Source organism: Nocardia otitidiscaviarum (assembly GCF_007362295.1).
In the GTDB taxonomy this organism is placed as follows: Bacteria; Actinomycetota; Actinomycetes; order Mycobacteriales; family Mycobacteriaceae; genus Nocardia; species Nocardia otitidiscaviarum.
The window spans coordinates 171,172-194,336 of sequence record NZ_CP041695.1; the positions used below are offsets into that span (position 1 = coordinate 171,172).

Here is a 23,165-nt window from a genome sequence, read left to right on the forward strand (position 1 = left end):
CCCGCTGAGAAAGGCAATTCGATGAGCAATCCCTTCGACGACGCAGACGCGCAGTTCTATGTGCTGGTCAACGACGAGGCGCAGCATTCGCTGTGGCCGGTGTTCGCCGCCATTCCGGGCGGCTGGACCATCGCCCACGGTCCCGCCGAACGGCAGAACTGTCTGGATTTCGTCGAGTCGCATTGGACCGATATGCGTCCGCTCTCGTTGATTGAGGTCATGGCGGAGAACGAATAGACCTGTCGGAAAAGACTTTTCCGAACAGTTGAAAGAAAGGAATCACCCATGGACGGCGTAGACGTCAACGCCCTGATCGCCTCGCTGCTGGCGCTGCTGGGCAGCGGCTCCAGCCTCAACTACGACCCCAACGCTGCCTGAGCACGTTTCACGGCAGATCGATCCGAAAGGAACACCCATGGATACCGGTAGCGGCATCGCCACCCTGTTCCAGGCCCTGGCCCACGTCCTGACCTCTGGTTCGTCGACGTCCGTCACCCCCGGCACGCCGACTCCCACCCCGACCCCCACCACCTAGGAGGGGCCGATATGGACAGCGGCAGCGCAGTAGACAACTTCTTCAACACCCTGGCCCAGATGATCCTGACCGGATCCTCGGTCTCCTTCCCGCCCACCAGCGGCTCCGCGTAACCGCAACAGCCGCCGCGGGTCCACAACCACCCGCGGCGGCCCGCCCCCGCCGGAGCGCGGTGCGGCCGTGGCGATTCAGTGGGTTTCGCGGGGGAGGCTGTCGGTGTAGTCGGGGATGCCATGTCCGGTTCGCCAGGGACGCGCGACGCCCGAGGTCCACCACCGCCACCACAGCGACGGATGCACCAGCACCTTGCCCAGGACGGGCAGCGGGTCGAAGTAGTTGGTGCGCAGGACGGCTTTGCCGTCACGCAGAACGAAGCGGTCGATATTCGGCCATTCGAGCAGGGAGCGTCCCACTCGTGCCCGCAGGCGGAACTCGATGAACAGCACATCGGAATCGCCTCGCCAGCGGTCGATTCGCGCGTGCAGGTCGGGCAGCATCCGCCAGATGCCGCGGAACTCCGCCCGCGCGGCCTCGATACCGTGCATCGGCGCGGCCAGCGGCTGTAACAGCACCACGTCCGGATGCAGGATCTCCGCCATCCGCTCGGCGGACGGATCTCTCCAGAAATCCGTGAACTTCGCGACGAACTCTTCGTGTTCGGAACCGTGCACAGTCACCCCTTCTACGGAGTTGGACACACTGCCGATCGATCCAAGCGTGCCCGCTCCCGCCGCGCAACCATGCGCGCTCGCTCACCCGCGCAGTGCGATGGGTCCGCGGAGTTGCCGGGCCGCGGCGGCGCACATGGTGCCACCGCGCACGCGACGAGGTCGAGGGCGAAACGAGCTGTCGGCCAGGAGCGTCCGAGCTGTTCATCGAGTGTTCGGACGCGGTTGACCTCACCCTCGCTCAGGCGACCCGCACGACACGGCGGACGGGTTCGCTGCGGTACCGGGACAGGTCCCCGTCGATGTGCAGCAGCCGCCACAGCCGCTTGGTGACCGGGTTCATCAGCCCGAGTTCGGTTGCCAGCGAGCGCATGTCACCGAAGTAGTCGGACAGGATGCGTCGCGAGTGCGGCGCCTGCCAGAACGCCTCCTTGATGACGGAGCGGGGAATGTCGAACCTGCGGGCGAACTCCGGTGGCGGAGCCATGATCTCACCCGCCAGCCAGCGCATGGCCAGCGGGAAGGCGATGCCGCACACGTTGCGGTACACCAGGTTCATGGCCGGGATGTGTTCCTTCAGGAACTCGTTGGCGAAGGAGATGTGCCGCGCCTCCTCGGCGATGTGGATCTCCATGCATCGGACCACCGCGGGCGGCAGCTTGGCCCCGTTCCGGATGATGGCCTTCTGGTAGTGGTCGATGGGTTCCTCGCCGCCCAGGATCCCGATGAACAGAATCGCCCAGGCATAGCCGCCGGCGACACCGATGAAGGGTGACAGCGCCCGGAAGATGGGTCGCATGCCGGGCACGTCCTCGCCGATGCGATTCACCAGCTCCTGGAACATCTGGATGTGGTTGCACTCCTCGGTCATCTCGTGGAGGCAGTAACGGAACTCGGGGGATCCGTTGGGCAGCTTCATGATGTACTGCATCATTCCGCGGATCAGCACGCTCTCGAAGGCCGCGCCGACCTTGATGGAATTGCTGATCCGCCAGCGCCCGATCTCGATCTGCCGTTCCAGCGGCAGGTTCCGGTACCACTCGGTGGCCCCGAGCGGATCGACCTCCGGGGACAGCACCCAGCGGGGATCGTCGCGGTCGATGGCGAATTCCGGGGAGTCCCAGGCGATGTCGAGGTAGGGGTCGAAGTGCCGGTCCACCGATCCCTCCGACAGGGTGCGCAGCAGTTCGCCGTAGTCACGGACCTCGGGGGTGGTGCCCGGTGCGGTGGAAAGTGTCATCGTCGCCTCCTGGTTGCCGCGCGGCGTGCCCGCGGTTCGGGAGGCACGCCGACCACGCCGGTGTGGTGCAGCTCTCTCCAAGGTATGTGAGAACATGAGTTACATACAAGTCTCCGATCGCATCGGCTGTCCACTCAGCTCGTCAGCCGCGTCAGAATCCACCCCGCGGTCAGGGCGCTGGAGCGTATGGTCGAATGCCCCACCGCCGGCGCGTCCGGGAACCGGTCCTCGTAGAAGGCCATCGTCACGCCCGGTTCGTCGATGACCGTGCACACGGTGGCGGGCGTCGCCACCTCGTCGTTGCGGGTGGACAGCACCGAATACTCGACCCCAGGCTGCGCGATGGGGCCATCGAAGACGGCGTGGTAGACATCCGACAGCGGTGACAGCTGGAGCGCATTGCCCATGCTGGGGGCCAGCGCCGGAGCCAGGATGGGCAGGGCCCGCAGGATCTCCACCGGGGCGACCGGCAGATTGTCGATACCGAGCTGGCGCAGCGAGCCCCGGCCGTCGCAACCGCGCGCCTCGGGCGTGAGCAATACCGCGTGTGCCACCCGCGGCGCGCCCCCGAGGACCTTCAGGAAGTAGTTCGCGACCACGGTTCCCGCCGAGTGCGCGACGATGTCGACCCGCTCCGCCCCGGTGGTCTCCCGCACTTCGGTGATGAAGTCGGCCAGCTGCCGGGCACCGCTGGGAATATCACCGGCCCAGCGAGTTTCGTTCACCACACCGCCCTGGAACAGCAGCGTGCAGTAGCCCGCCGCATTCAACGCGTCGACGATCGTCGCCCACTGGTCGGCCGTCTCGTGCACCGTGCCGTCCCCGCCCGGCAGCACCACGACCGGATACGGGTGTTCGGCGCTCGGCGCGCAGTCGATGGCCGGTGTCACCGTCGTGCCCGGCGCGATGGCGGGCAGTCCGTCCCGGGACTCCGCAGCGGCCGGGGGCGACACCGCCGCCATCGTCCCGAGTGTTACCGCCGTCAGTCCAGTCATCAACTTGATTCTCATGTGCCGCACAGCCTTTCGCGTGACCTCAGGCGGCCTCGCTCGGTCGCTTGCCCGGAAATACCTACTCGCGCAGCACCTTACTGTCCGACGCCGAGCGAAGCTGTCGTCTGGCGCAAAGGTGCCGAATTCGCATAAACATTTGCTGGCTAATAATGGGCTAATAATTTATCTGGAAAGACACGCCCTGACCTGCGCGAAAGTTCCCCGGAAATGCGGTAGCGAATAGTTCTAGACATCGACACGAGGAGGGAAAGTCAATGGCTACGGACATTGCATCCGTCGAGCACCAGGGTTTCGCCATGCAGGCTATCGGCCGCAGGGGTGTGCGACCGGTCGTTCCCGTACCGATGCTGGACGATAACCCGATCGAACCCCAATCGATCGGTCTGTATTGGGACCGAGACGGCGATATCTGGCAGCGGGAGGATACGGGCTGGCGACTGATCCTCCAGAACGGAGTATCCGTCGATCCCATCTCGCTGTGGGGCTGGGAGGACGGCTGCGTCCGCGACTACGCGCCCTTCATTCCGGTGTCGTCCTTCGCGGCCGACGGTTAGTGGTGCCCACCGACCGTCGACGAGGTGGCCGGGCCGGATGACCCGGCCACCGCGCCGAACAGCGTCACCCGCATGAGGCGGACCACCCGGGCGGGCGGGCAGATCCGCGGATCGTCGCCGAACACCCGACCCAGATCCACCACCAGCCCGAAGGCGGCGTGCACCAGAATCCGCGCCTCGCTCTCGGACAGTTCCGGACGCACGGCCACCAGCAACCGCACCCATTCCGCCACGATGAGCCGCTGGATATTGCGCAGCACCGTCCGCTCCTCCGGCGATACGTGCCCGAACTCCGCGTAGTAGACGTAGGTCAGCTCACGTTCGGCGAACGAGCCACCGACATAGAGGTCGATGAGTTTCGTCAGGGCTTCGGCGGGGCTCGACGAGGAGGCCGTGGCCGGGCCGATCGCCCCCGACACCCGATCGGCCGCCCGGCGGAAGGCGGCGGCGAGCAGATCGCTCTTGGAGCGGTAGTACCGGTACACCGCCGAGGCCGCCGACAGATCCGCGGCCGAGGCGATGTCCTCCATGCTCACGTTCGGGTACCCGCGCTCGTGGAACAGCTCCACCGCCTTGCGCAGCAGCAGTTCATGTTTGAACGACTGCGGGATCTCCACCGCGCGCATCGGTTCGACAATGTCGGCGGGCGGCGGCAATTCGCAGTCGATCACCTGGTAGCAGGTCGAGAGCAGCAGTGCGGTAAGCGCTTTGGCGGGCATGGCGGCATGGTGATCACCGATGCTGGTGATGATGCTGAACAGTGCGGCGGCCCGCACCGCGCGGTCGTGGCCGTCCAGCTCCGGCCGCACCTCGCCGATCAGGCCGCGCACGATCGCCACCGCCTCGGCGAACTGCTCGTTCAGTGTCGCGCGGTCGGTGTCGTCGAGGTAACGGCCTTCCCACCGGGTCAGCGCCACGGTGGCGCGGTTGGCGATGGTGTCGGCGATGAGCGACTCCAGCACCTGGGTCAGCCGCTGGTGCGGCGTCCAGTCGGCGGCATCCTCGGGAAGGGTGACCGCGGTGACGGTCAGCTGCCCCAGGCGCAGCAGCTCCTCCCGGAACAGCGCGTACTTGCTCGGATAGTGCCGGTAGAGGGCGGCGGAGCTGATGCCGAGGCGGGCCGCGATGTCCTCCATGGAGACACCGTGATAGCCGAGCGAGCCGAAGGCGGCCGCCGAGGTGGCGGCGATCTGGGCGCGCCGGTTCTTGGGCCGTCGGCGGATCACCCGTTCGGGTGCGGCCGCGGAAGCGTCGTCGCGTTCGGCACGGGTCTTGCGACGCTCCTCTACGTTCATGTCGCCATGGTAGCGACCAGCGCCTTTGCCGCCGTGCAGGGTTGGTCGTCCGAATTGTGATCTCTTCGCCGCGAGCATTATTCGCCGCCCCGGCCGATCCGGCCCGTAGTCTGCATGGGCACGATCGCGAGGAACGGAGCCGCTATGCGCGGGGTGGAGGTGGAGCGCACAATTCCAGCGCCCATCACCGATGTGTTCGACTGGCTCACCGATGTCACGAACTTCCAACGGGTGCCCTGGATCAGACGGGTCACGCTGGTCCGGCCCGGTGACACCAATGGCAACGGGGTGGGCGCGGTGCGGCTGATAGTGACGCCGCTCATGCGGCTCACCGAGGAGATCGTCGAGTACACCCCGCCGACGCGGGTGCGCTACCGGGTGCTCTCGTCCGTGCCCCGGCTACGCACCCAGGACGGCAAGCTGGAGCTGTCCGAGCACGCCGAGGGCACGCTGGTGAACTGGTATTCCACCTTCGAGGTGGACAACCGGTGCCCGAAGCTGTCCACCCGCGCCTACCTGCCGCTGGTGCGCGGCGGCTTTCATCTCGTATTACGCACCGCCACAAAGGAATTGCGCGGGGAGTAGGGCTATTCGGCGGGTGCCAGCGTGCCCGCCAGGTGGTCGAAGGCCACCTGGCAGTGCAGCCGCACACCCGTGACCAGCGTGTCGTCGTCGGCGTAGAAGTGCGGATTGTGGTTCATGTACATGCCGCGACCGCCCGGTGTGGGGCGCGGGGTACCCGTCGCCGGGTCCAGGTCGACATCCTGCACGCCGAGGGTGACGTAGAGCCCGCCATAGGCGTTGACGAACTCCGAGACGTCGTCGTAGCCGAGGGTCGGCGGGATCGGCAACACGCGCTCCGCGCCCGCCACCCGCCGGAAGGTCGGCAGCGCCGGCTCCACCCATTCCCGGCGGTTGTCCACGGCGGGCACGTCCTGGAGGAATTCCACCGTCGATGAGCAGTTGTACGCCGCAGCGGTGTGGTCGGCGAGCGTGTCCAGCCGTTTCCGCACCTCCGCCATATCCGCCTCGACGGTGCAGCGGATGGTGCCCCACAGGGTGACGGTCTGGCCGATGATATTGAACCGTCCCACGTCCTCCACGTGCCCGATGGTCACGGTGATCGGGTCGAAAGCATTGACCTGTCGGTAGATCTGGCCGATGCCGGTGATGATCGCACCGGCGGCGGGCATGGGATCGATGCCCATCCACGGCGTGGACCCGTGCACCTGCTGCCCGGTGAGGGTGATCTTCACCAGACATGACGCACCGAACTGATTGCCGACCCGATATCCGATGTACCCCTTGGGCAGCGGCACCACGTGGAAGCCGAACGCCATGGTGGGCACCGGATTCGCGAAGACGCCTTCGGTCAGCATCTCGCGGGCGCCGCCCTTCTCCTCCGGTGGCGGCCCCTCCTCGGCGGGCTGGAAGACGAAAAGTACAGTGCCCGCCAGCTTTTCGCGAACTCCGGCGAGTACGGTGGCCGCGCCCATGAGCATGGCGGTATGGCAGTCGTGCCCGCAGGCGTGCGACACCGGAAACGGGCCGCCCGGATAGTCCTCGTCCACCATCCGCGAGGCGAACGGCATCCCGCACTGATCCGGCACCGGCAGCGCGTCGATATCGGCGCGCAGGGCGACCACCCGATCACCCGGCCGCCCGCCCCGCAGCACCCCCACCACGCCGTGCCCCGCGATACCGGTGCGCACCTCGTCGAGCCCCAGCGACCGCAGGTGATCGGCGATGAGCCGCGCGGTCTCACGCTCCCGATTGGACAGCTCCGGATGCTGATGCAGATGCTGCCGCCACCGCACCACCCGATCGGCCACCGCCGCCGCGGCGGCATCGAGTTCGGCGTAGATCCCGTCGGTCGTCATAACGCCTCCGCTCACATGGGTAACCAGATGATAGCTACAGTCGCGGTCGGAGCCGAGCAGTCGGTCGGTCATGCGGTGCCGCGTCGGCAGAGGGCGCGTGCGTTGCGCGGTGGCCCAGGTTGCACGCTGGCGCAGAAGAGCGCCGCGTCGATGGTGTGGGTGTGCCGCTTCGCGGTGTGCGGGTGTGGCGGTGTTCGCGATGTTCGCGGTGTGCGGGTGTGGCGGTGTTCGCGGTGTGCGGGTGTGCGGTGTTCGCGGTGTGCGGGTGTATGTGGTGTCGACTGCGCTGGAGTGCTCTATCGCGATGGTGCGCGGGAATGGTGCGTCGCCGATGGGAAATCGCTGGTGATGGCGGGGGTATCGCGTCGGTGCTCGGGAGGGACTTCCGGCGGCGTTCGGGCGCGGGTTCGGGCGCGGCCTATTCCAGCGCGGCCAGAGCCATGCGGCGCAGGATGGGGCGGGCGCGGGAGGCCATGGTGGCGGGGGCGCTGTGCGGGGTGGAGTTGATCAGGCCGAAGGTGGCGTGTGCCTGCACGCGGGCGGCGGGTTCGGGGAGGTCGGGGTGCAGCTCGCGCAGGACGGACACCCAGACCTCGACGTACTGGCGCTGGGTGCGGCGCACCTGGCGGCGCGCCGCTTCGGGCAGGTTCTCGAGGTCGCGGTCCTGGATGCGGATGAGCTCCGGATCGCCGAAGGCGAAGTCGAGGTGGAAGTCGACCAGGGCCGTGAGCGCCGCGCGGGGGGTGGGGGCATCGGCGACGACCGCGCGGCCGCCGTCGAGCAGGCGCTGGCTGATGCCGACCAGTAGCTCGACCAGCAGCGCCTCCTTGTTGGGGAAGTGGCGGTACACCGCGGGGCCGCTGATGCCCGCCGCCGCGCCGAGGTCGTCGAGCCGCATGCCCAGGAATCCGCGATCGGCGATCAGCCGGGCCCCGGCCTCCAGCAACTGCTGCCGCCGCTGGGCTTTGAGCTGCTCGCGACGGGTGAGCGTCACGGGTTCGGTGCTGCTCACCGCGCACTCCCTTCATCGGATCTGGACAACTCAGTTAGTGAAGATTATCTTATTTCTCAGTTATCGGCGATTAACTGATCGAACAGGATGACGTGATGACGGTGACCGAACGAGTCCGCACGGACAACCGGTCCGCGCACTTGGCGCTGGTCGAGGACCTGCGGGCGCGGCTGGCGGCCAATGCGCTGGGCGGATCGGAGAAGGCGCGGGAGCGGCACCTGGCCCGCGGCAAACTGCTGCCCCGGCAGCGGGTGGATCAGCTGCTGGATCCGGGCTCGCCGTTCCTGGAGCTCGCCCCGCTCGCCGCCACCGGCATGTACGACGACGAATGCCCGGGCGCGGGCGTGATCGCGGGCATCGGCCGGGTATCCGGCCGGGAATGCGTGGTGGTCGCCAATGACGCGACCGTGAAGGGCGGCACCTACTACCCGCTCTCGGTGAAGAAGCACCTGCGCGCCCAGGAGGTCGCCGCGCAGAACCATCTGCCCTGCGTCTACCTGGTCGACTCCGGCGGCGCGTTCCTCCCCAAACAGGACGAGGTCTTCCCGGACCGCGAGCACTTCGGCCGCATCTTCTTCAACCAGGCCACCATGAGCGCCAAGGGCATCGCCCAGATCTCCGCGGTCATGGGTTCCTGCACCGCGGGTGGCGCGTACGTGCCCGCCATGAGCGATGAGACCGTCATCGTCCGCGAGCAGGGCACCATCTTCCTGGGCGGTCCGCCGCTGGTGAAGGCGGCCACCGGTGAGGTGGTGACCGCGGAGGAACTCGGCGGCGGCGAACTGCACTCCAAGATCTCCGGCGTCACCGACCATCTCGCGGAATCCGATCAGGACGCGCTGCGCATCGTCCGCGAGATCGTGGCGACCCTCGGCCCCAAGCACGCCACCCCGTGGGAGGTCGCGCCCCCGGTGGATCCCATCGCACCGCAGGATGAGCTGTACGACGTCGTTCCGACGGATCTGCGCACCCCGTACGACGTCCGGGAGGTCATCACCCGCATCGTCGACGGCGGCGAATTCTCCGAATTCAAGGCCGAATACGGCAAGACCCTGGTCACCGGTTTCGCCCGCATCCACGGCCACCCGGTGGGCATCGTGGCCAACAACGGCGTGCTGTTCGCCGAATCCGCGCTCAAGGGGGCGCATTTCATCGAGCTGTGCGACAAGCGCACCATTCCGCTGGTGTTCCTGCAGAACATCACCGGATTCATGGTGGGCCGCGACTACGAGGCGGGCGGCATCGCCAAGCACGGCGCGAAGATGGTGACCGCCGTGGCCTGCGCCCGGGTGCCCAAACTGACCGTGGTGATCGGTGGTTCGTACGGCGCGGGCAACTACTCCATGTGCGGGCGGGCGTACTCGCCGCGCTTCCTGTGGATGTGGCCGAATGCGCGCATCTCCGTCATGGGCGGTGAGCAGGCCGCCTCGGTGCTGGCGACGGTGCGCGGCGATCAACTCGACGGCAATGGTCAGCCCTGGTCGGAGGAGGATCAGGAGGCGTTCAAGGCCCCGATCCGGGCGCAGTACGAACATCAGGGCCATCCCTACTATTCGTCCGCGCGGCTCTGGGACGACGGCGTCATCGCTCCCGCCGATACCAGAACCGTGCTCGGCCTCGCCCTTTCGGTGTGCGGGCAGGCCCCGATCGAACCCGTTTCCTACGGCGTCTTCCGGATGTGACCACCATGATGAACAAAGCCCACCCCGTCGCCTTCGACACCGTGCTGGTGGCCAACCGCGGCGAGATCGCGGTCCGCGTCATGCGCACGCTGCGGGCCATGGGAATTCGCTCGGTCGCGGTGTACAGCGACGCCGACGCCGACGCCCGCCACGTGCGCGAGGCGGATACGGCGGTGCGCCTCGGCCCGGCCCCCGCCCGCGAGTCGTATCTGGATATCGACCGGGTGGTGGACGCGGCCGTGCGCTCCGGCGCGCAGGCGGTCCATCCGGGATACGGCTTCCTGTCCGAGAATTCGGCCTTCGCGGCGGCGCTGGAGGCGGCCGGTATCGAGTTCCTCGGACCGCCCGCCCGCGCCATCGAGATCATGGGCGACAAGATCGCGGCCAAGACCGCGGTCTCCGCCTTCGGGGTGCCGGTGGTTCCCGGCATCGCGCGGCCCGGCCTCACCGATGCCGAATTGATCGAGGCGGCAACCGATATCGGCTATCCGGTGCTGGTGAAGCCCTCGGCGGGCGGCGGCGGCAAGGGTATGCGCCTGGTGACGGAGCCGGAGCAGCTGCCCGCCGCCCTGGTCTCCGCGCGCCGCGAGGCCGGTGCCGCCTTCGGCGACGACACCCTGTTCCTGGAGCGCTTCGTCACCCGCCCGCGCCATATCGAGGTGCAGATCCTCGCCGACCAGTACGGTCACATCCTGCATCTGGGTGAACGCGAGTGCAGCCTGCAGCGGCGGCATCAGAAGGTGATCGAGGAAGCGCCCTCACCGCTGCTGGACGCCGCCACCCGCGCCCGCATCGGCGCGGCGGCCTGTGCCACCGCGCGCAGCGTGGACTATGTCGGCGCGGGCACCGTGGAGTTCATCGTTTCCGCCGACAAGCCCGACGAGTTCTTCTTCATGGAGATGAACACCCGGCTCCAGGTCGAGCACCCGGTCACCGAAATGGTCACCGGCGTGGATCTGGTGGAGTGCCAGGTGCGCATCGCGGCCGGGCAGAAGCTGTTCGTGAACCAGGACGACATCAAGATGACCGGGCACGCCATCGAGGCCCGCGTCTACGCCGAGGATCCCGGCCGCGACTTCCTGCCCACCGGCGGTACCGTGCTGGCGCTCGCCGAACCGGAGGGCCAAGGCGTGCGCGTGGATTCGGGTCTGCGGGTCGGCACGGTGGTCGGCAGCGACTACGACCCCATGCTCTCGAAGGTCATCGCGCACGGCGGCGATCGCCGCGCCGCGCTGGCGAGACTCGATGCGGCCCTGGCGGATACGCAGGTACTGGGGGTGCGCACGAATATCGACTTCCTGCGCTTCCTGCTCGCCGACCCCGATGTGGTCGCGGGCGAGCTGGATACCGCGCTGCTGGACCGCCGGGCCGGTGACTTCGTGCCCGCACCCGTGGTGGACCACCAGTTCATCGCCGCCGCCAGCTATCTGTGGCTGCGCGGCTGGCCGAGCGCGGCCCGTGACCCGTGGGAGATCCCCTCCGGCTGGCGCATCGGCGGCACCGCCCCGACCGTGCTGCGGCTCAGCGGTGGCGATCGGACCGCGCACGTATCCTTCACGGGTACGCCCGAACGGGCCGAAGTTCGGCTGGAGAACGGCGAGAAGTACACGCTCACAGCCGAACTCGACGGACCCGCGAGGGACGGCGGACAGTGGCTCACCCTCGTCCTGGACGGGGTGCGCACCCGCCACCGGGTCGCCGAACGGCACGGCCACCTCTGGCTCGCCGACCGCACCGGCGTCGCGCAGTTGCGTGAGGTGGCCGAGGCCGACGTGCGCGGCGCGGTCGAACACGTCGGCGACGCCGAAATCCTCAGCCCCATGCCGGGTTCGGTCATCGCCGTGCCCGTCACCGCCGGTGCGGAGGTGACCGCCGGAACCACCGTCGTGGTGGTCGAGGCCATGAAGATGGAGCATTCGCTCACCGCCCCCATCGACGGCCGGGTCGAACTGCTGGTCGAGGCGGGCGATCAGGTGAAGGTAGATCAGCCGCTCGCGCGTGTGGTGCCCGCGGGCGAGTCAGTTTCGGAAGGACACAGCGCATGACCGACTTCCTCGCCACCGGATCGCTTCCGGACGAGTACCGCGAACTCGCGCTCACCGTGCGGGATTTCGCCAACCGGGTGGTCGCGCCGGTCGCGGCGAAACACGACGCCGAGCACAGCTTCCCGTACGAGGTGGTGGCCGGAATGGCCGAGATGGGCCTGTTCGGCCTGCCGTTCCCCGAGGAGTACGGCGGCATGGGCGGCGACTACTTCGCGCTGTGCCTGGCCCTCGAGGAACTCGGCAAGGTCGACCAGAGCGTGGCCATCACCCTGGAGGCCGGAGTCTCACTGGGTGCCATGCCCGTCTACCGCTTCGGCAACGACAAGCAGAAGCAGGAGTGGCTGCCGCAGCTCACCAGCGGTCGCGCCCTGGCCGCCTTCGGGCTCACCGAACCGGGTGCGGGCAGCGACGCGGGCGGCACCCGCACCACCGCCGTACTCGACGGCGACACCTGGGTGATCAACGGCTCCAAGCAGTTCATCACCAACTCCGGCACCGATATCACCCGGCTGGTCACGGTGACCGCGGTGACCGGCCAGGTGGAGGGCAAGAAGCGGATCTCCACCATTCTGGTGCCCACCGACACGCCGGGCTTCGTGGCCGAACCCGCGTACAACAAGGTCGGCTGGAACGCCTCCGACACCCATCCGCTCAGCTTCACCGATGTGCGGGTGCCCGCCGAGAACCTGCTCGGCGAGGAGGGCCGCGGTTACGCCAACTTCCTGCGCATTCTGGACGAGGGCCGGATCGCCATCGCGGCGCTGTCGGTCGGTGCGGCACAGGGCTGTGTGGACGAGAGCGTGCGCTACGCCAAGGAGCGCGAGGCGTTCGGCCAGCAGATCGGCCGGAATCAGGCCATTGCCTTCAAGATCGCGCGCATGGAGGCCCGCGCGCACGCCGCCCGCACCGCCTACTACGACGCCGCCGCGCTCATGCTCGCCGGAAAACCGTTCAAGAAACAGGCTTCGATCGCGAAACTCGTCGCCAGCGAGGCCGCCATGGACAATGCCCGCGACGCCACCCAGATTTTCGGCGGCTACGGGTTCATGAACGAATATGCTGTGGCGCGGCACTATCGCGACAGCAAGATCCTGGAAATCGGTGAGGGCACCACGGAGGTGCAGTTGATGCTGATCGGTCGAGAGTTGGGATTGTGAACGACGATGTCCGCCGCGTCGTGCAGCGCGGCCTGTGGTTCGACGAGTTCGAGACCGGTGTGGTGTACGAGCACCGGCCGGGCCGCACCATTACCGAGGCCGACAATGTGCTGTTCACGACGCTGACCATGAATACGCAGGCGCTGCATCTGGACGCGGCGTTCGCCGATGCGCTGCCGCCCTTCCATCAGCGTCTGGTGAATTCCATGTTCACCTTGTCCACACTGGTTGGTTTGTCTGTAGCGCAGTTGACGCAGGGCACGATTGTGGCCAACCTCGGCTTCTCCGATATCGCCTTTCCGAAACCGCTTTTCCACGGCGACACCCTGTACGCCGAAACCGTGGTCACCGACAAACGGGAATCCAAGAGCCGCCCCGGGGAGGGGATCGTGACCTTCGCGCATACCGGGCGGAATCAGCACGGCGATATCGTCGCCACCGCGGTCCGGAAGACACTGGTACGGAAGCAGGCACCGGCGTGAGCGGTCAGGCGCGGCGCAGGCAGCGGAGCGTCACCACGCGGCGCTCCGTTCAGGCCCGAAGGGATACAGCATGAGCAATCCGGGGACCGGCTGGGAGATGGCGGGACCGGCGTGGCTGTTCTGCCCCGCCGATCGACCCGAGCGGTACGCCAAAGCCGCCGCCGCGGCCGATGTGGTGATCATCGACCTGGAGGACGGGGTCGCCGAGGCCGACAAGGCCGCGGCCCGGGAGGCGCTCATCGCGACACCGCTCGACCCGGACCGCACCGTCGTCCGGGTCAACGCCGCGGGCACGGTCGAGCACATGCTCGATCTCGACGCCGTGGCCCGCACGGACTACCGACGTCTCATGCTGCCCAAATGCGAATCGGCGGAACAGATCACCACGCTCGCCGACTACGAGGTGATCGCGCTGGTGGAATCGCCGCTGGGGGCGTTGGCGGTGGGCCGGGCGGTCATGGCGCGCAACGCCATCGGCGTCATGTGGGGCGCGGAGGATCTGGTCGCGGGCCTGGGCGGCAATTCCAGCCGGCACGCCGACGGCAGCTACCGCGACGTGGCCCGGCATGTGCGCTCGCAGTCGCTGCTGGCGGCCAAGGCGTACGGCAAATTCGCGCTCGACTCGGTGTATCTCGATATTCCGGATCTCGACGGCCTCGCGGCGGAAGCGCTCGACGCGGTGGCCGTCGGTTTCGACGCCAAGGTCGCCATTCACCCGAGTCAGGTACCGGTGATCCGCCGCGCCTACGCGCCCACCGGCGCGGAGATCGACTGGGCGCGAAGGTTGCTCGCGGAGGTGCCGAATCACCGCGGAGTCTTCACCTTCGAGGGCAGGATGGTGGACGCACCCGTGCTCCGGCACGCCGAGCGCATCGTGCGCCGGGCACAGGGTGCCGACAGCGCGAACGTGGCGTCGTAGGAGGTAGTGGTGGAACCGCAGTGGGTGCCGAGCGAAGCGGATATCGCGTCGGCCAGAGTCACCGATTTCGCACGGTTCGTCGAACGTCGCACGGGGGTGTCCGTACCGGACTACCGGGCGCTGTGGCAGTGGTCGGTCGACGACCTGCCCGGATTCTGGAAGTCGCTGTGGGAGTACTTCGACCTCGGTGATGCGCCGGGCGAGGTGCTGGCCTCGACGGATATGCCCGGGGCGCAATGGTTTCCGGACGTCCGGCTCAATTACGTCGATCAGGTGCTGCGGCAGGCGCGCACCGACCGGCCCGCCATCCTCGCGGTGAGCGAGGATGCCGAGATCGTCGAGATCTCTTGGGCGGAACTGGTTTCCCGCACCATCGCCTTCGCGCACACCCTGCGCGAACTGGGTGTCGGGCCGGGCGATCGAGTCGTCGGCTACCTGCCGAACATCCCCGAGGCGGTCATCGCCTTCCTGGCCACCGCCAGTCTGGGTGCGGTGTGGAGCGCCTGCGGGCAGGACTATTCGGCTCGCGCCGCGCTGGATCGGCTGGGGCAGCTGGAGCCGGTCGTGCTGGTGACCGCCGACGGCTACCGCTACGGCGGCAAGGAACACGACAAGTGCGAGGAGATCGAGGGGCTGCGCGGCGGGCTGCCCTCACTGCGGTCGACGGTGCTGGTATCGCGCCTGGGCCGCTCGGTGCCCGGGGCACTGCCGTGGGACTCCATCGGGCTGGGACAGGCCGACGCCGACGCCAAGGGGCGTGAATTCGCCACGGAGTCGGTGGCTTTCGATCACCCCCTGTGGGTGCTCTACTCCTCGGGCACCACCGGCAAACCCAAAGGCATCGTCCACGGCCACGGCGGCGTCCTGCTCGAACACCTCAAAGCCATCGCCCTGCACACCGACCTCGGCCCCACCGACACCTTCTTCTGGTACACCAGCCCCTCCTGGATGATGTGGAACTTCCAAATCGCCGGACTCCTCGTCGGCGCCACCATCGTCTGCTACGACGGCAGCCCCACCCACCCCACCACCGACACCCTCTGGACACTCGCCGCCACCACCGCCACCACCGTCCTGGGCACCAGCCCCGGCTACGTCCTGGCCTGCGCCAAAGCCGACACCCACCCCGCCCGCGACCACGACCTGACCGCCCTGCGCAGCATCGGCATCACCGGCTCCGCCCTGCCCCCGTCCTCCTCCCTGTGGCTACGCGACCACATCGGCGACCTCCCCGTCGCCTCCATCAGCGGCGGCACCGACGTCGTCTCCGCCTTCCTCGGCGCCGTCCCCACCGTCCCCGTCTGGCCCGGCGAACTCTCGGTGCCCTACCTCGGCGCCGCCGTCGCCGCCTACGACGACCACGGCCACCCCGTGCACGGCGAGGTCGGCGAACTCGTCATCACCGCCCCCATGCCCTCGATGCCCGTCCGCTTCTGGAACGACCCCGACCACACCCGCTACCACCACGCCTACTTCGACACCTACCCCGGCATCTGGCGCCACGGCGACTGGATCACCATCACCGACCACGACAGCATCATCGTCCACGGCCGCTCCGACTCCACCCTCAACCGCAACGGCATCCGCATGGGCTCCGCCGACATCTACCAAGCCGTCGAAGCCCTCCCCGAAATCACCGAATCCCTCGTCCTGGGCATCGAACAACCCGACGGCGGCTACTGGATGCCCCTGTTCGTCGTCCTCACCGACGGCATCGAACTCGACGACGATCTGAAGCGCCGCATCAACACCGCTGTCCGCGAAGCGGTTTCGCCACGGCACGTACCCGACGAGATCATCGTCGCCCCCGCCGTCCCGCACACCCGCACCGGCAAGAAACTCGAAGTGCCGCTGAAGAAACTGCTCCAGGGAGCCGATGTGTCGCGCGTGGTCTCGCCCAACGCCATCGACGTCCCGGAACTGCTGGACTGGTACGCCGCGCAGCGGCCCGCCAAGTCCTGACTCAGCGCATCTTCGCGAAGAAGGCGCGGATGTCCGCGGTGTGCATCTCGGGCAGTTCCATGGCGACGAAGTGGTTGCCGGTATTGCCCTCGGGCCAATGGGCGATGAGGTTGTCCCGTTCGGCGAGTCGGCGCATGAGGGCCGAGCCGCCGCCGTAGACGCCCATGGGTACCAGCCGCTGGCCCTTCGGCCAAGCGAAACCGTCGTCACCGAGGCCGTTGTACATGGGCCAGCTGGAGGTGGCGGCGGTATTGGTGAACCAGTACAGGCTGATATTGGTGAGCAGGTGATCGCGTTCGACGGCGTCCTCGAGATGGTCGGCCAGTGGGGCGAATTCGGTGAACTTGTGCACCAGCCACGCCAGCAGGCCGACCGGGGAGTCCGTCCACGCGGCGGCGAATGTCTGCGGGGCGGCGTGCAACAGGACGTGGTGGTCCACACCCGTCATCCATTTCTGGATCATGTCCCACTCCGCGCGCTCCTCGGCATTCATGGCCGGCACATCCGCCTCGGTGGGCATGCCGACTCCGCCGTCGATGTGCACGCCGACCACGCGGTCCGGTGCGGCGATGGCCATCTCCTGCACCACGTACACGCCCAGGTCGCCGCCTTGGACGCCGTAGCGGTCGTAGCCGAGTCGGTCCATGAGCTCCACCCACATCTCGGCCACCCTGCGGGGTGACATGCCGAGTTCCCGGGGAGCCTCGGAGAAGGCGAAGCCGGGGACCGACGGGATCACCACATGGAACGCGTGCGCCGGATCGCCACCGTTCCGCTGCGGATCGGTCAGCATGCCAATGGATTTGGTGAACTCCACGAAGCTGTTCGGCCAGCCGTGGGTCAGGATGAGCGGCAGCGCGTCCGGTTCGGGCGAGCGCACGTGCAGGAAATGCACGTCCAGGCCGTCGATCTCGGTGATGAACTGCGGAAACTCGTTGAGTGCGGCTTCCTCTGCGCGCCAGTCGAATTCGGTGCGCCAGTACTCGGCCAGCTCCTGCAGGTAGGAGACCGGTACGCCCTTGTCCCAGTCCTGTCCCGGCAGCGACGGGGACCAGCGGGTGCGGGCGAGGCGGTCGTTCAGGTCGTCGATATCGGCCTGCGGGACGGCGATGCGGAAGGGGCGGATCTCGTTGGTCATTACCGGCTCCTGTGTCGTTCGTGCGATCTGAGCGACACGCTATGTGCCATCTAGGACTGATTCGTTCCTAGATGAACGGCACAATGGCAGACATGACGGACACACCGGCGCGACTGCTGCGGTTGCTCTCGCTGCTACAGACCCCGCGTGACTGGCCGGGGAGCGAACTGGCCGAACGGCTGGGCGTCACCGATCGCACGGTGCGCCGCGATATCGAGCGCCTGCGCGAACTCGGCTACCCGGTCGAGGCCACGCTGGGCGCGGCCGGGGGATACCGCCTGGTCGCGGGCGCTGCCCTGCCGCCGCTGCTGCTGGACGACGAGGAAGCCGTCGCCATCGCGGTCGGTCTGCGCGCTGCCGCGGGTGTGGCGGTCGCGGGGATCGAGGAGGCGTCCGTCCGCGCCCTGACCAAACTCGAACAGGTGCTCCCGGCCGCACTGCGCCGCCGCGTCCGCGTCCTGGCCACCGCGACCGCGACACCGGTGTCCGGCCGCACGCCGGTGGACCCGGACATCCTCACCACCCTGGCCGCCGCCATCACCAACCGGGAACGCGTCCGCTTCACCTACCACTCGGCCGCCGGGGCCGAATCCCGCCGTCACACCGAACCCGTCGGCCTCGTCTCCACCCGCCACCGCTGGTACCTGGTCTGCTTCGACCTCGACCGCGACGCCTGGCGCTCCTTCCGCGTCGACCGCATCACCCGCCCGCACCCCACTGCCGCCCGCTTCACACCCCGCCCGCTACCGGCGGACAGCCCCGCCGCCTACGTGGCGGGCGAGCGAACCGACTGGGGCACACCGACATTCCACGTCCGCGCCACCATCCACGCCCCCGCCCACCGCGTCACCGGCCGCCTCGGCGACCTCCCCGGCGACATCCTCCCCCTCGACGACCACACCTGCCGCCTAGACGCCCACCGCGACGACTCCCCGGAATGGCTCGCCCACCGCCTCCTCGACCTGGGCGTCGACTTCGACCTCCACGATCCCCCCGAACTCGCCACCGAACTCCACACCCTCCGCTCCCGCATCGACCGGGCCCTGCGGTCGTGACCTTCAGTCGTCGAACACCTCATCGAGGCTGCCGGCGGTTACCGCACGCGCGATCCAGGTGTTGAGCAACTCGGTGTCATCACACTCGTGGATCCGTGTGACAGCCGACTCCGGCAGCACCATCCCACGTTCGTGCAGGACAGTGAGCAATGCGCGGGCCTCTCCCTTTGCTTGGCCCCTTGCTTCTCCCTCGGAGAAGTAGCGCCGGGCGAACTCGCTCTTGTATTGGTAGGTGCCGGTAGTCATGAGAGTCTCCAGGAAGCTCCGGGCTGTCCGCGGCAGGATGGCCATCACCAGATCGACATACATTTTGCCATGGGGAACATCGAGCGCGCCCTCGACAAGTGCGGTCAGGACCGCGTCTCGCTCGGGACGGTTGCGATAGGCGATCGCCGAGAGGACGGCCAGTTCAGGGTTCGCGACCGTGGACCGGGCGTCGGTGACCGCCGGAACATTCGCCGGCCCGATAACCGTAGGTGTGAGCACGAAGGCGGGGGCCACGGTGATCGGGGTGCGGCAGCGGTGGGCGGTGTGTTCGTCAGGGCACAGCACCAGCAGGACTGTTGCGCACCGCAGCCGTGCTCGAAGCGTCGTCAGGTAGACCGGCCAACTCCAGGTCTTGTCGCCGTCCGGTCGCAGTTGCACCTCGACCACGACGGCGAGGACCGGGGTCGAGTCTTCGGTGAGCACGACGACGGTGTCGGCCCGGTACTCGGTCGGGCAGATGTCGGGGAAGTCCCCCGGCTCCAGGCGGGCGTTGTCGAACCTTGGTAGTTGCTGGTCTCCAGCGAGAGTGAGCAGTTCGACCGCCAGTTGAGGGCGCTGGCGGAACAGATCGATCACCACCTCGTGTAAGACGCTGGGCATGGACGCAGGCTAGCGTGTCGAACACGATACGGAGTGGGTTGTGAGGCAACGGCTTTCATCGGATTGGCAGACGGCTTTCGAAATGCCCTTTCCGTCGTATTCGGTGCGAGAATCGGAACCCCTGTGCGGTTCGGACCCGGTGCTGCGCGGCATATGGCATGCTGCCGTCCGATCCGAACAGGAAGAAGGTCGATGACTCCGCTGTCACGTAGGTCCGCTCTCGTATCCGCCGCTGCCGCTGTGGGAGCGGTGGCGTTCGGCACTCGAACCGCCGCTGCCCACGGCCACAATCCATATGTCTTCTTCGACATCACCATCGGTGAGCAGCCGGTGGGACGCCTTGTCATGGAACTGTTCGCGGATGTGGTGCCGCGGACCGCCGAGAATTTCCGGGCGCTGTGCACGGGGGAGAAGGGGACCAGTTCGAGCGGGGCGGTGCTGCACTACAAGGGCAGCGCGTTCCATCGGGTGATTCCCGGATTCATGGCGCAGGGCGGCGATTTCACCGCCGGAGACGGCACCGGCGGCGAGAGCATCTACGGCGGCAAGTTCGACGATGAGAACTTCAGCCGTACCCACACCGGTCCCGGCGTGCTCTCCATGGCCAACTCCGGCCCCGGCACCAACGGCTCCCAGTTCTTCATCACCTTCGCCGAAACCCCCTGGCTCGACGGCCGCCACGTAGTCTTCGGCCAGGTCACCGAGGGCCTCCCTCTCCTCGACGCGATAGCCCGCGCCGGCACCGACTCCGGCGCCACCACCGCCCCCATCCACATCGCCGACTGCGGCCAGCTCTAACTGGTCGATCGATCACGGGGAACTGGTGGCGGCATCGGCCGAGAGGGGTCCGCCACCAGTTCCCCCTCGCGCAGTTATCCACAGGGGGAGTGGCGCGGGGCGGGGGAGGGGTGGATGGTGTTGGGGTATGGGGGTGTTGGAGGGGCCGTTTCCGGGGGCTTGGGCGCGGGCGGCGGGCGTGGTGACGCGGTGGGAGTTGCGGCACGACTTCGTGCGCGTGTTTCCCGATGTGTACCTGCGGCGCGGGGTGGTGCTCGACGCGGCGGGAATCGCTCGGGCGGCGGCACATTGGGCCAAGGGCAGTGCGGTGGTCGTGGGGTGTTCGGCAGCCGCTCTGCACGGGACGCGATGGTTGGAGCCGACGCGACCCGCCGAGCTGGCGCGGCCGGAGCATGCCAAGCCGCCGCCGGGGATACACGTCACCAGGATGACGCTGGCGGCGCACGAGTGTTGTGACGTCGACGGCTTCCGCGTGACCACCCCCGCCCGCACTGCCTTCGATATCGGCCGCCGCCTGCCGCGGGAGCAGGCGCTGCCGATCGTCGACGCCCTCTGCGCGGCGACCGGATTGCAGCCGAGTGAGATCGCCACGACGGCGCGGTGCCATCCGGGAGCGCGGGGCGTGCGCCGACTGGCGGACCTCATCCCGCTGGTCGACGGCGGAGCGGAGTCGCCGCCCGAATCCCACACCCGGCTACTGCTCATCGACCACGGCCTTCCGGCTCCGACCACCCAACTCGTGGTCCGCGACCACTACGGCACCTTCGTGGCCCGCCTGGACATGGGCTGGAAACAGTGGCGCGTCGGCGTCGAATACGACGGTGTCCAACACTGGACCGACCCCGCCCAGCGCACCAAGGACATCGACCGCACAGCCATCCTGGAATCCCTGGGCTGGCGCATCGTCCGAGTCAACGCCACCCTCCTCCACCGCCGCCCCCACACCATCCTCGACCGCGTCCACGCCGCCCTCCGCACCCAAGGGTTTTCATGATCAGGGGGAACTGGTGGCGGCATCGGCCGAGAGGGGTCCGCCACCAGTTCCCCCTCGGTGTCAGGCCGCCAGGTGGGCGGGGCGGGTGGGGGTGAGGTGGCCGTCGAGCATGGTGTGGACGGTGGTCATGTGGTGTAGGTGGGTGGGGTCGTGGGTGACGAGGAGGGTGGCGGGGTGGTGAGTGTGGGCCACCTCGACGATGAGGTCGATGATGGCCGCGCCGCGTTCCTGGTCCAAGGCGCTGGTGGGTTCGTCGACTACCAGTAGTGCCGGGTCGTTCATGAGGGCGCGGGCGATGTTCACGCGCTGGCGCTGACCGCCGGAGAGTTGGGCGGGGCGCTTGTGGGCGTGGTCGGCGAGGCCGACGGCGGCGAGGAGGTCGCGGGCGCGGGTGCGGGTGGCGCGGCGGCGGGCGGGCGAGACCAGCAGGCGTTGGCCCAGATGGGTCATGGTTTCCAGCTGTTCCAGGGCGGTGAGCGCGGGAATGAGGTTGGGCTGCTGGAAGACGATGCCGATCTGTTCGCGTCGCAGGGCGGCGGCCGCGCGGCGGTTCAGCCGGGTGAGGTCGATCGCGCCGGATCCGGTGTCGAGTACGACGCGGCCGGAGTCCGGGCGGATGAGTGTGGACACCACGGCCAACAGGCTGGATTTGCCCGAGCCGGACGGGCCGGTGATGGCCGCGATCTCGCCGCCGCGCACGGACAGCGCGACCCGGTCCAGGGCGGTGACGCGGTCGGACCCGTCGGGGTAGGTGAGGGTCAGGTCGGTGACGGTGAGTGCGGTGGACATCGAGAACTCCTGTGCGGCAGCCATTGTCAGCGGGCTTGGTTGAGTGCGGTGAGCGGATCGGTGGTGACGAGGAAGCGCAGGGCGAAGGCCGCGCCGAGCAGGCCGAGGACGATCAGGGCCGCCGCGGGGAACAGCGTCGTGGACGCGCTGAGCACGAAAGGCAGTGCGTCGCCGAGGAACAGGCTCGCCAGCGCGGTGCCGCCGACCCCGAGCCCCACGCCGATGAGCAACACCACCAGCGCCTGCCCCAGCGCGTCGCGCACCAGCGAACCGGTGGTCGCGCCCAGGGCTTTCAGTGTCGCGATATCGGCGGTGCGCTGAATCGTCCACACCGTGAAGAACGCGCCGATCACCAGTGCGGAGATGGCGAAGAGCATGACCGTCATGAGGGTGAGCGAACCGTTCTCGGCCTCGTACGAACTCATCGCCGACAGCGAATCCGCGGTGGAGGTGGTGATGGTGTGCGCGGCGGCGTTGGCGGCCGCGAGGTCGGAGACCCCTGACACCGCGAGAATGGTGGCCGCACCGGATCCGGGACTCAGCGTCTGCCAGTCCGACAGCGTCATCCACACCACCGGCGTGTGCGCGTACCAGTCGTCACCGGTCACCCCACGAACGGTGAACGCGCCCGAACCCAGTTCGACCGTGTCCCCGGCGTGCGCGCGCAGCTCCTTGGCCGCCGAACTGCTGAGCACCACCTCACCCGAGGTGGTTGCCACTCGATTGCCGAACGGGGTGCCGCCGACCCCGAACAACGCCACCTGGGTCGGCGGGCCATCCGCGGCGGTGGCGCGCGTGCGGCTGATGCCGATCGGGTCCACCGTGCCGCCGGTGCGCTGCCACGCGTCCACCTGCTCGGCGGTCAGCGTCGAGGTGTCGAACGACGCCGCGCCGCCGGTATCGGCGAACACCACGGTATCGGTCCGCAGCGACTGTACGGCGGAGATGTTCTGGTGCGCCAGACCGGAGGTGAGGCCGCTGAGAAAACTCACGAGCAGGGCCACCATGGTGACCACCAGGGTGATGAGCAGGAAGCGGCCGCGAGCGGCGCGCAGATCTCGGAGCGCGACGAACATGCCT

General features: G+C 68.2%; 22 protein-coding genes. 12 read left to right on the top strand and 10 right to left on the bottom strand.

Features of this window, described 5'->3' with window-relative positions; translation table 11 throughout:
- The first annotated feature begins 21 nt into the window (after window positions 1–21).
- The gene (locus FOH10_RS00695; RefSeq protein WP_143979220.1) at window positions 22–237 is read left to right on the top strand and encodes an MbtH family protein; all 216 of its coding nucleotides are present in this window, start codon (window positions 22–24) and stop codon (window positions 235–237) included.
- Between the two features lie 486 nt (window positions 238–723).
- Here the strand turns inward: FOH10_RS00695 and FOH10_RS00700 are convergent, their stop codons facing one another.
- The 3 genes from FOH10_RS00700 to FOH10_RS00710 form a co-directional block, all read right to left on the bottom strand.
- Window positions 724–1,206 (bottom strand): nuclear transport factor 2 family protein, encoded by a 483-nt coding sequence (locus FOH10_RS00700; protein WP_244961504.1) that lies wholly within the window; start codon window positions 1,204–1,206, stop codon window positions 724–726.
- Window positions 1,207–1,444: 238 nt separating this feature from the next.
- Window positions 1,445–2,443: an AurF N-oxygenase family protein gene (locus FOH10_RS00705; RefSeq protein WP_143979221.1), complete on the bottom strand. Its 999-nt coding sequence runs from the start codon at window positions 2,441–2,443 to the stop codon at window positions 1,445–1,447.
- A gap of 134 nt (window positions 2,444–2,577) precedes the next feature.
- Window positions 2,578–3,438, bottom strand: coding sequence for an esterase/lipase family protein (locus tag FOH10_RS00710; protein WP_186000668.1), 861 nt, complete (start codon window positions 3,436–3,438; stop codon window positions 2,578–2,580).
- A gap of 272 nt (window positions 3,439–3,710) precedes the next feature.
- Between FOH10_RS00710 and FOH10_RS00715 the strand changes: the two genes are divergently transcribed.
- Entirely contained in the window at window positions 3,711–4,010 is a 300-nt protein-coding gene (locus tag FOH10_RS00715; RefSeq protein ID WP_115061467.1) for a hypothetical protein, read from the top strand.
- Here the strand turns inward: FOH10_RS00715 and FOH10_RS00720 are convergent.
- Entirely contained in the window at window positions 4,007–5,305 is a 1,299-nt protein-coding gene (locus FOH10_RS00720; protein ID WP_143979223.1) for a TetR/AcrR family transcriptional regulator, read from the bottom strand. The genes FOH10_RS00715 and FOH10_RS00720 overlap by 4 nt on opposite strands.
- Window positions 5,306–5,449: 144 nt before the next feature.
- Here FOH10_RS00720 and FOH10_RS00725 point away from each other — a divergent pair, with 144 nt between their 5' ends.
- Complete coding sequence (locus FOH10_RS00725) at window positions 5,450–5,890, top strand: SRPBCC family protein (RefSeq protein ID WP_043602538.1); 441 nt, start codon at window positions 5,450–5,452, stop codon at window positions 5,888–5,890.
- A 2-nt stretch (window positions 5,891–5,892) separates the two neighbouring features.
- Here the strand turns inward: FOH10_RS00725 and FOH10_RS00730 are convergent, their stop codons facing one another.
- Together FOH10_RS00730 and FOH10_RS00735 are read right to left on the bottom strand one after the other, a co-directional pair.
- A complete protein-coding gene (locus FOH10_RS00730; RefSeq protein ID WP_143979224.1) occupies window positions 5,893–7,185 on the bottom strand; it encodes a M20 metallopeptidase family protein in 1,293 nt (430 codons plus the stop codon).
- 418 nt (window positions 7,186–7,603) lie between these two features.
- Window positions 7,604–8,197 carry an SACE_7040 family transcriptional regulator gene (locus FOH10_RS00735; RefSeq protein WP_143979225.1) on the bottom strand — a complete coding sequence of 198 codons (594 nt, stop codon included), beginning with the start codon at window positions 8,195–8,197 and terminating at the stop codon, window positions 7,604–7,606.
- Between the two features lie 95 nt (window positions 8,198–8,292).
- Between FOH10_RS00735 and FOH10_RS00740 the strand changes: the two genes are divergently transcribed.
- The 6 genes from FOH10_RS00740 to FOH10_RS00765 all read left to right on the top strand — a co-directional run bounded on the left by FOH10_RS00740 (window position 8,293) and on the right by FOH10_RS00765 (window position 16,444).
- Window positions 8,293–9,879, top strand: coding sequence for a carboxyl transferase domain-containing protein (locus tag FOH10_RS00740; protein WP_143979226.1), 1,587 nt, complete (start codon window positions 8,293–8,295; stop codon window positions 9,877–9,879).
- A gap of 5 nt (window positions 9,880–9,884) precedes the next feature.
- The gene (locus tag FOH10_RS00745; protein WP_143979227.1) at window positions 9,885–11,924 is read left to right on the top strand and encodes an acetyl/propionyl/methylcrotonyl-CoA carboxylase subunit alpha; all 2,040 of its coding nucleotides are present in this window, start codon (window positions 9,885–9,887) and stop codon (window positions 11,922–11,924) included.
- A complete protein-coding gene (locus FOH10_RS00750; RefSeq protein ID WP_029933080.1) occupies window positions 11,921–13,081 on the top strand; it encodes an acyl-CoA dehydrogenase family protein in 1,161 nt (386 codons plus the stop codon). Before FOH10_RS00745 ends, FOH10_RS00750 begins: the two co-directional genes overlap by 4 nt.
- Entirely contained in the window at window positions 13,078–13,563 is a 486-nt protein-coding gene (locus FOH10_RS00755; RefSeq protein ID WP_143979228.1) for a MaoC family dehydratase, read from the top strand. Before FOH10_RS00750 ends, FOH10_RS00755 begins: the two co-directional genes overlap by 4 nt.
- A gap of 70 nt (window positions 13,564–13,633) precedes the next feature.
- Entirely contained in the window at window positions 13,634–14,482 is an 849-nt protein-coding gene (locus tag FOH10_RS00760) for an HpcH/HpaI aldolase/citrate lyase family protein (RefSeq protein WP_143979229.1), read from the top strand.
- A gap of 6 nt (window positions 14,483–14,488) precedes the next feature.
- A complete protein-coding gene (locus FOH10_RS00765) occupies window positions 14,489–16,444 on the top strand; it encodes an acetoacetate--CoA ligase (protein ID WP_143979230.1) in 1,956 nt (651 codons plus the stop codon).
- A 1-nt stretch (window position 16,445) separates the two neighbouring features.
- On the opposite strand, the gene FOH10_RS00770 is transcribed toward FOH10_RS00765, so the two are convergent.
- Window positions 16,446–17,582 carry an epoxide hydrolase family protein gene (locus FOH10_RS00770; RefSeq protein WP_143979231.1) on the bottom strand — a complete coding sequence of 379 codons (1,137 nt, stop codon included), beginning with the start codon at window positions 17,580–17,582 and terminating at the stop codon, window positions 16,446–16,448.
- 92 nt (window positions 17,583–17,674) lie between these two features.
- Here FOH10_RS00770 and FOH10_RS00775 point away from each other — a divergent pair, with 92 nt between their 5' ends.
- Window positions 17,675–18,637 (top strand): helix-turn-helix transcriptional regulator, encoded by a 963-nt coding sequence (locus tag FOH10_RS00775; protein WP_143979232.1) that lies wholly within the window; start codon window positions 17,675–17,677, stop codon window positions 18,635–18,637.
- Window positions 18,638–18,640: 3 nt separating this feature from the next.
- Here FOH10_RS00775 and FOH10_RS00780 read toward each other — a convergent pair whose 3' ends face one another.
- Window positions 18,641–19,504, bottom strand: coding sequence for a hypothetical protein (locus FOH10_RS00780; RefSeq protein ID WP_143979233.1), 864 nt, complete (start codon window positions 19,502–19,504; stop codon window positions 18,641–18,643).
- Window positions 19,505–19,696: 192 nt separating this feature from the next.
- Between FOH10_RS00780 and FOH10_RS00785 the strand changes: the two genes are divergently transcribed.
- Window positions 19,697–20,302: a peptidylprolyl isomerase gene (locus FOH10_RS00785; RefSeq protein WP_143979234.1), complete on the top strand. Its 606-nt coding sequence runs from the start codon at window positions 19,697–19,699 to the stop codon at window positions 20,300–20,302.
- A gap of 127 nt (window positions 20,303–20,429) precedes the next feature.
- A complete protein-coding gene (locus FOH10_RS00790) occupies window positions 20,430–21,296 on the top strand; it encodes an endonuclease domain-containing protein (protein ID WP_143979235.1) in 867 nt (288 codons plus the stop codon).
- Between the two features lie 60 nt (window positions 21,297–21,356).
- Here FOH10_RS00790 and FOH10_RS00795 read toward each other — a convergent pair whose 3' ends face one another.
- Entirely contained in the window at window positions 21,357–22,085 is a 729-nt protein-coding gene (locus tag FOH10_RS00795; protein WP_143979236.1) for an ABC transporter ATP-binding protein, read from the bottom strand.
- 26 nt (window positions 22,086–22,111) lie between these two features.
- Window positions 22,112–23,161, bottom strand: a complete 1,050-nt coding sequence (locus FOH10_RS00800; RefSeq protein WP_143979237.1) for an ABC transporter permease — start codon at window positions 23,159–23,161, stop codon at window positions 22,112–22,114.
- Window positions 23,162–23,165: the final 4 nt, after the last annotated feature.